Source organism: Pseudomonas sp. FG98 (genome assembly GCF_057808595.1).
Map to the genome: position 1 here is coordinate 1 of NZ_JBMDIJ010000061.1, position 12,733 is coordinate 12,733.

The 12,733-nt window shown below is 65.4% G+C and carries 7 protein-coding genes; 1 reads left to right on the top strand and 6 read right to left on the bottom strand.

What is annotated here, in order from left to right:
- Positions 1 to 100: 100 nt before the first annotated feature.
- The 6 genes from ACODSK_RS24805 to ACODSK_RS24830 all read right to left on the bottom strand — a co-directional run bounded on the left by ACODSK_RS24805 (position 101) and on the right by ACODSK_RS24830 (position 9,700).
- The gene (locus tag ACODSK_RS24805) at positions 101 to 859 is read right to left on the bottom strand and encodes an SDR family oxidoreductase (protein WP_489019733.1); all 759 of its coding nucleotides are present in this window, start codon (positions 857 to 859) and stop codon (positions 101 to 103) included.
- Positions 856 to 2,544, bottom strand: coding sequence for an FAD-binding protein (locus ACODSK_RS24810; RefSeq protein WP_489019734.1), 1,689 nt, complete (start codon positions 2,542 to 2,544; stop codon positions 856 to 858). Before ACODSK_RS24810 ends, ACODSK_RS24805 begins: the two co-directional genes overlap by 4 nt.
- Positions 2,541 to 4,253: an FAD-binding protein gene (locus ACODSK_RS24815; protein ID WP_489019735.1), complete on the bottom strand. Its 1,713-nt coding sequence runs from the start codon at positions 4,251 to 4,253 to the stop codon at positions 2,541 to 2,543. Before ACODSK_RS24815 ends, ACODSK_RS24810 begins: the two co-directional genes overlap by 4 nt.
- Before the next feature lie 212 nt (positions 4,254 to 4,465).
- A complete protein-coding gene (locus ACODSK_RS24820) occupies positions 4,466 to 5,128 on the bottom strand; it encodes a DUF3313 domain-containing protein (RefSeq protein WP_489019736.1) in 663 nt (220 codons plus the stop codon).
- Positions 5,129 to 5,211: 83 nt separating this feature from the next.
- A complete protein-coding gene (locus ACODSK_RS24825) occupies positions 5,212 to 7,176 on the bottom strand; it encodes a GMC family oxidoreductase (protein WP_489019737.1) in 1,965 nt (654 codons plus the stop codon).
- A gap of 10 nt (positions 7,177 to 7,186) precedes the next feature.
- Positions 7,187 to 9,700 carry a c-type cytochrome gene (locus ACODSK_RS24830; RefSeq protein ID WP_489019738.1) on the bottom strand — a complete coding sequence of 838 codons (2,514 nt, stop codon included), beginning with the start codon at positions 9,698 to 9,700 and terminating at the stop codon, positions 7,187 to 7,189.
- A 341-nt stretch (positions 9,701 to 10,041) separates the two neighbouring features.
- On the opposite strand from ACODSK_RS24830, the gene ACODSK_RS24835 reads away from it, so the two are divergent.
- A complete protein-coding gene (locus tag ACODSK_RS24835; RefSeq protein ID WP_489019739.1) occupies positions 10,042 to 12,732 on the top strand; it encodes a hypothetical protein in 2,691 nt (896 codons plus the stop codon).
- Position 12,733 lies beyond the last annotated feature (1 nt).

A 12,733-nucleotide genomic window follows, 5' to 3' on the forward strand; every position in this document is an offset into this window, starting at 1 on the left:
ATGTCGAAGCTGATGGCCTCATCGCCGGCAACGCCGGCTCCCACAGGGTTCCGGGTCGGCCGCAGGGTCCAGGCTCGATACAGGAACCTGTGGGAGATTCTCAGATGCTCATCACCATCTGCCCACTATCCACCCGCAACTCCACCCCGTTCACCGCCCTGGCTTCGTCACTGGCCAGGAACAGCACGCTGGCCGCCACATCCTCCGGCCGGCACATGCGGTTCATCGGGTCGCTGTCGATGGTCAGCCGCTCCGGGTCGAGACCGGCGGGGAAGCCACCGCTGGTCATGTCCGTGAGCACGCCGTCCGGGTGCAGGCTGTTGCAGCGGATGCGGTACTTGCGCCGGCGGCAGAAGGCGGCGACCGAGCGGGTCAGCGCCGCCACCGCGCCTTTCGAGGCGCTGTAGGCGAGGTAGTCGTCGCGTCCGGCGAGGGCGGCGATGGAGGACAGGTTGATGATCGAGCCACCACCCTGCTTCATCAGCCCGATCGCCTCGCGACAGCCAAGGAAGACGCTGTCGGCATTGATCCGCATCAGCCTGTGCCAATCCTCCAGGCGGGTCTCCTCGATGGTCCCGCTGATCAGGATCCCGGCGTTGTTGACCAGGATACCCAGGCGTCCGTAGCGCTCGCGCACCAAGCCCATCAAGGCCTGCCACCCGGTCTCGCTGCTGGCGTCATGACGGACGAAACAGGTCGCCTCGCCCAGTTCGGCAACCAGCGCCTCCCCCGCCGCTTCGTCGATATCGGCAATCACCACCCGCGCCCCTTCACGAACCAGCAGGCGCACGCTGGCCCGCCCGATCCCTCGCGCGCCGCCGGTGACCACGGCGATCTTGTCAGCTACCCGCCCGGTCATGATGCAACCTCCTTGAGATACAACCGGTTGTCGCGGCCTTCCCCGGCAGCCGCTTGCCCGGCACGCCGGCCGGAGAACACGCAATCGGCCAGGGACAAGCCGCTGATATAGAGGTGCGAAGGAATACCCACGGCAGCCCGGCCGGCAGCGTACAGACCAGCAATCGGCCGTGCGGCCTGGTCCAGCACGGCACCGCTGTCCTCATCGACCCGCAGGCCGCCCAGGGTCAAGGCCCCGAGGGGAAAGATCGGGTTGCCCACAGAGATATCGCAGGCGTAGAACGGCCCGTGCTCCAGCGCCTGGCGCCCGCCTCGCGACTTGCCGAAGGGATCGTCGCGATCACCACGGGCTGCAGCGTTGTTGGCCTCGGCCGCTTCGCGCAGGGCCTGGGCATTCATTCCGGTGACCCGGGCCAGTTCGTCGAGGCTGCGCCCCTTGCGCACCTTGAGCAGCATCAGGGCCAGGGCCGGCACGCTCTGGAACCACCAATAGCCACCGAACAGCGCCTCGCGCAGGGCCTTTTTGCGCAGCGCCGCATCCAGCACCAACCAGGCGCGGCCACCCTGGTCTTCCATCAAGGGCTGGCCAAGGGTCGCGCCGTAGACTTCTTCGTTGCAGAAGCGCCGCCCCTCGGTGTTGACCACCATGCCCTTGTGCCAACTGTACGGCGGGTTGATGAAGCGCCACGCCGAAACCCGCTCCAGCCGGTCGCTGGCGGCGCCGACACTGGCGCCAAGACGCAGGCCGCTGCCATCGCAGCCGGTGGCGCCGACCTTGAAGTTGCGGCGGAATTTCGGCGCATGCTGGCCGATCAGTTCGCGGTTGAAGATAAAGCCGCCGGTACTGAGGATCACCGCCTTCTTCGCCCGCACCAACAGCGGACGGGCGAAATCCCGCTCCAGCTGGCTGGCGCGCTGGCGCAGGCTGTCGCAATAGCCGGGAGCGAAGTTCTGCAACGTCTCCGCGCGGGCGATCAACTTGCCGTGCAGGGCGGCCTGGGGGCTGTCGGGCGACAGGCGCCAGAACTCGGCGCCGATCACTCGCCCCGCTGCATCCACCACCAGGCGCCGGGCCGCCGCTTGCAACAGCGGGCGCACGCCAGCGCGCAGGCAGGCGGCCTGGAGGTGACCGTACAACACGGCACCGCACTGGCCTTTGCCTACAGTACGGTGACCGCGTGGCGCAGGCGCATGCTCGCCGCCGTACTGCGGTACCAGTTCGTTGCCGGAGTAATAGAGGTAGTAGCCGTCCTGCGGATAGGACGTCTTGCCACCGGGCGGGACTTCATGGGAATACGGCGCACCATGGCTTTCCAGCCATTGCAGGTTGGCCACGCTGTCGGCGCAGAAACGCCGCAGGGTGTCGTCCCGGACCACGCCCCGGGTTTCGTGCTTGAGGTAATCGAACATCGCGTCGGGCGAGTCGTTGTAGCCGGCGCGGCGCTGCTGGCGGGTACCGCCACCGGCATACACCACGCCACCGCTCTTGGCACTGGCGCCGCCGCCATTGAAGCGGTCGGCGACGATCACCTCGGCGCCAGCAGCCCGCGCCTCCAAGGCCGCGCAGGCACCTGCCGCGCCCCAACCGATCACCAGCACGTCGCACTGCTGGTCCCAAGGCCGCCCGTGCAACTCCTCGCCATTCAGCGGCGGCAGGATCGGCGTAACCGTATCGACCCGGCTCATGACGCCTCCCGGGCCAGGTGATTGGCCGCCACATAACCGAAGGTCATTGCCGGCCCCAGCGTGCCGCCGGCCCCTGGATAGCTGGTGCCCATCACCGACGCCGAGCAGTTGCCGATGGCGTACAGGCCAGGGATCGGCGTGCCGTCCTCGCGCACCACCTGGGCATGCTCGTTGGTCAGCAGGCCGCCCTTGGTGCCGATATCCCCGGCGTCCAGGCGCATGGCGTAGAACGGCCCCTTGCGCAGCGGCGCCAGGCAGGGATTGGGCTTGATATTGCAGTCGCCGTAATAGCGATCGAAGACATTGCCGCCACGCTGGAAATCGGCATCGATCCCCGTCCGCGCATAGTCGTTGACCTTGACCACCGTGGCCTCCAGCCCGGCCGGGTCGACGCCGATCTGCTCCGCCAGTCCGGCCAGGCTGTCGGCCTTCCAGTACAGGTTGTTCAGCCATTCCTTGCGCAGGCGGCTGTCGGGCATGACCTGGGCCGGCATCAACGGGCCCATGGCGTAGTTGAAGCGGAAATGCGCGTCGAAGATCACCCACGCCGGCACGCTGCGCCCGCCGCTTTGCTGGTTGTCGCGGTGCATGGCGTCGACGAACTCCAGGTACGGCGCAGCCTCGTTGACGAAGCGCCGGCCCTGGTCATTGACCACGATGGCGCCGGGGAAGGCGCGCTCGGCGAAGATCCCGCGGGGCTTGTCCTCACCCGGCACGGCGATGGTCGGTGCCCACCAGGCCCAGTCCATCAGGGCGGTGGCGGCCCCCGCGCCGACTCCGGCGAGCAAGGCGGCACCGGTATTGTTGCCGGGCGGCGTGGCACTCCAGCTCATTTGCGTCGGCTTGGGCAGGTACTGCTCGCGCAGGGCCTGGTTCTGCTCGAAGCCACCGCAGGCGAAGATCACGCCATGGCGGGCGTGCAAGGTCAGGTCCTGGCCATCGCGGTGGACCACGATCCCGCCGACCTTGCCGTCCTTGATCAGCAGCTCGCGGAAATCGGTGTCGAGCCAGAGCGGTACGTCGCGATCCATCAGCGAACGGCGCAGGGCCGCGACCAGCGAACTGCCGAGGGCGGCGCGGCGGTCGTACTTGCTCTTTCTGCGCCATTTGAAGTCCAGCTTGTAGCGCAGCATCAGGCCGAGGATCAGCCAGCGCCAGCCGAAGCTGCGGGCCATGGCCTTGTGCGCGTGGCGCGCGGTCCAGGCGATGCGGCCCATGAGCAGGGTCGAGGGCGACGGCTTGCGCAGGTTGTCCAGCTCCTCGCCGAGCACGCTGGTGTCGAATAGCTCCGGGTCAAGGGTGCGCCCCCCGGGCAAGGCGCCCGGCAGATGGGGGTAGTAATCCGGGTATTTCGCCGCCACGGCGTAGCGCACGCGGCTGGTGCGGGTCAGGGCCTCGATCATTTTCGGCGCGTTGTCGAGGTAGGCGTCCAGGCGCGCCGGCTCCACGTGCTCGCCGGCGGAGGCCTGGAGGTAACGGCGCGCCTGGTCACGGCTGTCGTTGCCGCCCAGGCGGGCGAAGTAATGGTTGTTGGGGATCCAGATCCCGCCGCCGGAAATGGCCGAGGTGCCGCCGTACTTGGCGCTTTTTTCCACGATCAGGACACGCAGGCCGTGATCGGCGAGAAATACCGCCGACGTCATCGCACCCGCGCCCGAGCCGACGACGATCACGTCATGGTCGGGTTGAGACTGAACTTGAGCCGTCATTGTTGTTATGCCATTAGCTGAGGTCAGGAAAACCGCCGGTCAGCGGCGGTGGACCTCATCTTCGCGGGGGGATGCGGGCGGGATCATCGTCAAAGTGGACTAGGTGTCGCTGATGGCCTCATCGCTGGCAAGCCAGCTCCCACAGGGGCTGAGGTGCATGCAGTACCTGTGGGAGCTGGCTTGCCAGCGATGAGGCCAGTGAGAACGCAGGGTCACTTACTTTTGAGCTTCAACCACGACTGCCGCAGATCCGAAGCCCAGCCATCGATCACCGCCTTCACATCATCCGGCTTCATCACCTGGCTGGTATTTTCCAGCGGCTTGCCGGTGCCCTTGCGGACCACCTGGGCCACCACCTTCTGGGTACCGCCGTCGATGAACACCGCTTCGGTGGCGATATCGGTTTCCTGGTCACGAATCCCGGAGGCGGTGCTGACTGCCGCCGCAACCAGGGCCACAGGAATCACTTCATAGGGTTTGAGCCCCTGGGTCTTGCTGCTGACCGCAGTGATCGCCGGGCGCACCACGATCACACCCGGCCCCGGCGCGCTGGCCAGGGGCAACGACTGGCTCAGCTCGCGCTTGAGCGCCTGGTCATAGTAGGCGGTGATGCCTTGCAGGGTACTCGCCGGGATCTGCTGGGTCGGCGCCGGTTTGGGATAGAGCTGGCTCGGTTCGATATACACGCTGTGGTAGGCCTTGCTGTCCAGCTTGGGGTCGATCCAGCGCATGACCGGCGCACCGGACGGTGATTTCGCTTCCCTGAGCTGGCTGTAGTCCTTGAGAAAGCCCGAGTATTCCTCCGGCTTGCTGAGGTCGCTGGCGCAACCGGCAAGCAGTAACGAGGTCAGGCCAACCGCCAGTGCAACTTTCATAAGTGCTCCCCACTACTGAAATCCATGAAAAAAACCCGCTGGCACGACGCCAGCGGGTTTAGGTATAGCCCAGCTTTCCGGGATCAGCCTTTCGGGCTGACCATGGCTTCCACGGTGCTGTTCACGCTGTCACTGGCGGTACTCGCCCGCCCTGCCCCACGAACGCTGTGGGCCGGCGTGCGGGCGGCATCGGCGAGGATGACCTGGGCCGCCTTTTCCGCCGCGACGTAGATCGAGGTAACGATGAAGAACCCCGGGATCTTCGGAAAGATCGAGGCATCCACCACCCGCAGGTTGCTCACCCCACGCACGCGGAAGGCGCTGTCGAGCACCGCCATCGGGTCGGTGGCGGCACCGATCGGGCAGGTGCAGGAGGCGTGATGCCCCCAGGCCTGGTTCCTGACGAACTCCTTCAACTGCTCGTCGGTCTGCACCGCGTCGCCCGGCAGCTCTTCTTCGGCGATCAGCTTGGCCTCTTTCAACGGCTTGGCCAGGTTGCGCACGAACTTGATGCCCTCCACCACCGATTGCAGGTCTTCACCCTTGCTGTCGTTGCCTTCCTCGAAGTAGCGGAAGTTGATCAGCGGGGTTTGCGCCGGGTCCTTCGAGCGCAAGGTGACGAAGCCAGCAGTGTTGTTGGTGTGCGCCTTGAGCACCGCCCAGGTCAGGTAGTTGAGCTTGTCGACGATCAACTGCGAGTAGCCCGGGAAGTAGCCGCGGAACAGCGCCAGCAGCGAAAAGCAGAACAGGTCCGGCAAGGGCCGCTGCTTGAGCGACTTCTTGATCACCGCCAGCACCGCGCCGTTGGTGGAATACACCCCGACCTTGCCCTTGGCCCACTCCTCGTACTGCGGGTCGCCCTTGGCGTAGCGCGCGCCTTCCAGCACGCTCCATTCCTTGAAGTTCATGCGGTTGACCACGCCGACCTCGTAGCGGTCCTGCAGGTTGCGCCCGACGCCCGGCAATTCGACCCGCACCGGCACGCCCACCGACTCCAGCACCTCGCGCGGGCCGATGCCGGAAAGCATCAGCATCTGCGGGGTGTTGAACGCCCCACCGGAGAGGATCACCTCGCGACTGGCGCGGACCTGGCGCAGCTCGCCGGCCGAAGTCGGGTTGCGCGGCAAGGTGCAGGCGCGGTACATCCGCGCGCCCTTGATGTACTCCACGCCATAGGCGCGTTGTTCATCGTCCAGCAGCACCCGGGTGACCAGCGCATCGAGCTCGATGTGCAGGTTCTGCGGGAAGCGCTGCTGCACATCCAGCAAGCGTTCGCGGGTACCGTTGCGGTGGTGTTTGTGGGTGGCCAGCGGCGGGTAGCGCAGACCGATGGCTTCGTCCTTGACCAGGCGCCAGTCGTTGGGGTCGCCCACCCCCTGCAACTGCCAGCCGATGCGCTTGAGCGGCTCGGCCAGGGTCTCGAAGGCCTGCTTGGCCGACTTGACGATGGAGCGCACCAGCGAGAAGTCGTCGAGCACCGCTTCCGGCACCGCCTTCTCGGTGTGCAGCCAGCCCTTGAAGCCATGCCGCGACGGGTTGATGCCGAACCACGAGAGAAAACGCTGGAACGGCCGGTGATGGCAGTTTTCCAGGCGCTCGAAGTGCTCGCGCATGGCACTGGCCTTCCACGACGCATCACCGGTGATCTGGGCGATATGGTCCCAGTCCTGGTTATGCGGGTAGACGGTGATCATGGCGTTGTGCGCGGTGCAGCCACCCAGGCAACTGGCCCGCGGATACAGCACGCCATCGACCTGTTCGCCCTCGAATTCGCGGGTGAACTTGGGATCCTTGGCCTGCTGCGCGTCGCTGCTGTAGTGGCGCACGAAGAAGTCCCAGCGCATCGCGTTGTTCTCGGTGGAGCGCGGGTGGAACGCCGGCACCTGGTATTGCTCGGGCAGGCCCGGTTCGCCGGTCCCGGCCACCGGGTCGCTGCCCGACTCCAGGATCAGCACGCGCCGGCCCTCCTCGGCCAGGCGCGCGGCCAGGGTGCCGCCTCCTGCGCCGGAACCCACCACGATGTATTCGTAATCCAGTTCGTTGCTCATGACGGCGGCCTCAGAAGGTTTTCAACAGGGCGATCAGGGCCCGTTTGTCGTCGTCGCTCAGGGCCTGTTCATCCTTGTCCTGAAGGAAACGGGTGCCGAAGTAGTGCCCCTTGTCGACCACGTAGTCCGGGCACTTGCTGACTTCCAGCAGCGGCTTGACCAGGCGCTTGAAGACCTTGCGCGCTTCTTCGTCGCTGGCCCCTGGCGGCAGCTGCTTGAGGTCGTGCTTGATCTTCACCAGCAGGTCGAGCACCTGGTCGCGTTTTTCCAGGTCGATGTTGGACAGCAGGCTGACCGGGGTGCCTTGCGGGATCGGCCCGATCTGGATGCCGTCATCACCGAACAGCCATGGCAGCCAGCGGGTCAGCACGCCTTGCAGGTTCTGCAGGAACTTCGGCAGGTAGCCGCTGCTTACGCGCAGGTAGCTGGTTTCGGTGGTGGTGTCGATGGTGCCCGGGTGGGTCAGGCCGGAACGGGTCACGACCTGGAAGTTGCCCTGGCGCTTTTCCGGCCACAGGAGCATTTCGATGGAACTGTCGAAGGACGCCAGGCGATCGTCGACACTGCCACTCCACTTGAACTGACCAAGGGCGTTGTTGAGGAACAGCGGTGCCGTCGACCAGACGCTGACCAGCGAGGCCGGCCGGGTGTAGCCACGACCGCCACCGGGCATTTCATACTCGCGGGCTTCGCCGGTGTAGGGGTTCTGCACCAGCATCGAGCCTACCGCCGGCAGCTTCTTGTACGACTCCGAGGAGAAGTTGTCCCAGATGTTGTCGGCCAGGGCGTTGGTCGCCAGCGGGCTGCAGGCGTTGGTTTCGAGCAGGGTCACCGGCACGCGCAGTTCGGTGGAGAGGAAGTTGTCGGTGAGGAAGTCGTCCTTCTTCACGATGTCGCGCATGGCGTTCTTGAACTCCGGCGTCTTGCTGTAGCTCCAGTAGTTGTTCCAGCACTGCAGGTAGTTGCCGTTGACGCAGCCGTTGTCGGGGAACTGGGCCCAGGCCTTTTCCGGCAGCTTGCTGGAGTGGCAGCGCGCGCAGGTGTCGGCGAAGACTTCCTTGCCCCGCTCCAGCTGCGCCGGCGAGGCTTGCAGGTGCTGGGCGCCGCCGGGTGCGTTCTTCAGGTAGTCGGGGGTGGCCGATGCCAGGAAGAACAACGCCAGGTCCGGGGTCTGCTGTTCGTTGGCGACCCAGTAGGAGGAGTTCTTGCGCGCCACGTCGATGCGGAACGGCGTGATCGGCTTGCCACCGATCAACGGCCGGAAGTGGGTGGTCCACTCCTCGCTGAACAGGCCGATGTTGACGAACACCCGGTTCAGCGCGCCAAGAGCACCCACCGAGTCGGCGCCGTCCTTGAGCACGCGCGGGGTGAACACCGTGTCCGGCTTTTTATAGAACTGGTTCAGCGGGCTGTCGGCGGGAATCCCCGGGACTTCGTTGAACTGCTTGTTGTTGAGGTCGCCGCCGGCGAGTTTTTCCTTGCCCAGGTGCGCAGCCAGCTCGATGCGCGCCTTGAGGTTGTAGACGGCGTTCATGGTGCGCGGGTTGTTGATGTAGTCGCTGGACACCAGCGAAGTATCCAGGGCTCCCGGCCGCGAGGTGTGGAACAGCTGGTGCGGGAAGCTGCTGTCGTCCTTCTGCCACATAAAGATGCGGTCGACCCAGAAATACTGCGCGCCCGGGTTGGAGTTGAGGTTGGCCCAGGCCGGACGCTCGGGATCGGCCGGCGGGTTGGTCGGGTTCGGCCCGACGTGGCAGAAGCCGCAGGACATGCCGACCCGGTAGGGTTTCACCAGCTTGCTGTCGTTGTAGTAGCTGGGGTCTTCGTAGTAGCGCTTGGGATCCCAGTGTTTCTGTGCCTTCTCGTCGAAGTCCGGGTTGGGGAACAGGCGCAGGCCGACGATGCCGGTGCCATAGCCGTAGTAGGAACCGGTCTCGATGTTCTTGCCGCGGGCGCCGATCTTCACCCCGGGGTATTTCTCTTCGTTCTCGAAGGGATCGGGGGCGCAGGACGGGTCGCGGTTGTCCAGCCACAGGCCGTGGCGGTCTTCACGCGGGCCTTCGCCCTTGGTGTAGCACGGCTCGTTGACCACCCCGAGGTACTGCCAGCGATTGCTGCGGTTGGCCGCCAGCGAGGGGTGGTTGGAGATGGTCTTGAGAAAGTCCAGGTTGCCGACGCTGTCACGCGACAGCTTGTCCCAGAGGGCATCGTTGCCGGCGGTCCAGACGATCCAGTTGTTGCGCCCGCGGGCGAAGGCATCCACTGCCTGCTGTTCGGTGATCCCGGGGATGAAGGGTGACAGGCGATCCACCAGCAATGCGGGCTGTTTGGAAACGCCGTAGTCCATGTCGGCGAAGTAGTCCTCGTCGGCGCCTTTCAGGCTGTCGGCTTCGCGGCCGACGCACTTGGCTTCGTCGAGGATCTTGCCGGAGGTGTCGCCGCAAGGGTTTTTCGGTTTATCGGAACACCCCTGCAACAGCACCAGGGGAATAAAGAGGCTCAACATCAGCTTCACGGGTGTCATGCGTTTGCTCCTTGCAAAACGTGCAGACCGGTCCCTTCTGTCCTTGGGGACACGTTATTGCGGCCGGTCCAGTTGGCCGATCTCAACTGATTGCGTTGTCCGTCGCCTTCGGTTGGACGATGGACCAGTTGGTTACAACTCCTTACAACACCTCAAGCATATGCCATGCAGTAGTGGCACATTGATTTCATTTCGCGATGAAAAAACGCTGCTTATCACTTCTGCTTATAGGTTTGCGCACAGTGCTTTTGTGATTCAGCTCACACTAGTGGCAAGTGGCTATTTTCCTGCTCTACACTGCTCTGCCAGGGACTTGTCACCACCACAGCAATGGACGCCACATGGACAGGGAAGAATCCGTCAGCACGGACCAAAGCACGCAATTTCGCGCCGAGCAGGCGCGCATCGCCGAACGCCACCGCTTGCTGGAACTGCCAGGGGGCGACGGCAAGCGCCGCGCCCTGGCGCTGTCCGGCGGTGGCATCCGCAGCGCCACTTTCTGCCTCGGGGTGCTCCAGGCCCTGGCCAGGGCACCGGCGCCGGGGGTGGAGCCGGTGCCCAAGCGCAATGATGAAGAAACCGACCTGGGCAAGCGCCTGCTGCCACGTTTCGACTACCTGTCGACGGTCAGCGGCGGCGGTTACTTCGGCTCGTTCTTCGGCAGCCTGTTCCTCCCCGGCCGCCTGCGTGGCCGCGAACACAGCGGGATGGTCGGCGCTGCCGAGAACCAGCCCGACGATGCCAGCAAGCGCCAGGCCGCCCGCGAGGCGTATGACACCCTGGACTACGAGCCGCCGGGGCGCATCCACACCGGCGACGATTACCGTGAGCAGGCGGTGGGCGCCGCCCCCCTCGGCTGGTTGCGGGAGAACGGCCGCTACCTGACCCCCGGCGGTGGTGGCGACCTGTTCTATGTGCTCGGCATGTCGCTGCGCAATCTGCTGGCAGTGCACATGGTCATCGGTATGCCGCTGCTGTTCGGCCTGGCCCTGGCCGTGCTGCTGCAGGTGGGGATCGACCTCAGTCCGCTGTGCTCGCCACTCGGCGCCTTCCTGCCGCTGAGCGCGGCGCAGGTGATCTGCGGGGCGCTGTGGTGGCTGCCGGTCGCCTTGATCGTGCTGGCCGTGCTGCCGCTGATGCTGGCGTACTGGATGGTCTATCGGCGGCGCAATGCCGATGAAAGCCTGCACCCGTTCAACCGCGCCACCCTGCTCTACGGTCTGACCGCCGTGGTGATGCTGGCGCTGGCGATCTTCGCTCCCTGGCTCGGTGGTGACCTGCGCACGCTGATGGTGCTGTTCGCCCTGGTCTGCGTGTTCGGCCTGGGCTATTGCCTGTGGTTGTGCATCTACCTCGGCCACGGCCGCCCGGCGCCGGAGAAGATCCTCGCCCGGCAAAACACCGTGGCCACCTACCGCGTGCTGGTGACCCGGCGCCTGGCCTCGGCGATCATCGCCACCCTGGTCGCGACGTTCTTCGCCGTGATTCCCTGGTTGAGCGAATGGCTGTTCCTGCGGGTCGAGCAAGGGCCGTTGCTCTCGGGTGGTGTGGTACTGCCGGCCCTGATCGCCCTGGTGCGCTGGATTTCGGTGTCCAGTGACGACAAGACCAGCCCGGGCTGGCTGAGCAAGCTGCCGATCAGCATCATCGCCGGCGCCGCCGGGGTGGTGATCTTCGTCCTGGTTTCGCTGTTCTGGGGCCTGCTGGTGCAGTACGTGCGCTATACCGGCGACTGGTTCGGCGACACCCACGCCTGGGCCCGGCTGCTCGGGCTGACCGTGCTGGCAGCGTTGTTCAGCCTGGGTTCGGGCCAGTTCATCGGTTTCCTCAACCTGTCGTCATGGCAGTCGTTCTACCGTGCGCGCCTGGCCCGGGCCTACCTCGGCGCCTCCAATGGCCTGCGTTTCTCCGGCAAGACCCGCAAGCAGCGCCGCCGCCTGCTCAGCGTCGCCGAAACCCTGCCGGGCGACGATGTCACCATCGAGAACTACTACGCCCATACCACGGCCGCACCGCTGCACCTGATCAACGTCACCCTCAACCAGACCGTCGACCCCGCCGAACAACTGGTGCAACGCGACCGCAAGGGCAAGCCGCTGTGCCTGGCGCCGTCCGGCGGCGACGGGCTGGCCAGCGTCAGCTACATCCTCGACGGCGAGCCGCGCCAGCGGGCCAGGCAGCCGGACTGTGGCGAAATCTACCAACCGCTGACCCTGGCGCACTGGGTCGCCACCTCCGGCGCCGCCTTCTCCACTGGTCTGGGCCGCGCCACCACTCTCGGCACCTCGCTGGCGTTCGGCCTGACCAACGTGCGCCTGGGCACCTGGTGGCCGTCGGACTTCCTGCAGAACGGCGAGAAGGACAGCGGTCAGCGCGCCTCCCGCGACACCCTGCGCGAACGCACCCTGACCACCCAGCACTATCTGTTCTATGAGATCACCGCGCATTTCCACGGGCTGAACCGCGACTTCCAGTACCTGTCGGACGGCGGTCACTTCGAGAACACCGCTTGCTATGAGCTGATCCGAGAAGGACGGGAAGTCGACCTGATCGTCATGTGCGACTGCGGCGCTGACCCGAACTACCAGTTCGACGACCTGGCCAACCTGATCCGCCTGGCGCGCATCGACCAGGCGCTGGAGATCACCGAGGACGAAGGGGTATTGAACGAGAGCGAGCTGAAGCCCTGGTTCGGCCGGATCGCCGATTTCAAACTGGATGCCGAGGCGCGCAAAGAACCGGATTACCGGCGCTGCGCGATCCTGCTAAACGTCACCAACAAGCAGGGTGAGCTGACCTCGCGGATCCTGCTGATCAAGCCCAACCTGATTTCCGGGTTGCCGGTGGACCTGCTCAACTACGCCAGCGAGCACCCGACCTTCCCCAACGAAAGCACGGCCAACCAGTTCTTCGATGAAGCGCAGTTCGAAGGCTATCGGCAGTTGGGGTTGCAGATTGGGCGGCGGTTGTTTGGGGATGACAAGGCACCGTCGCCGGTGGCTAAGGCGCTTTGGGCATATCTGGAACGATAGC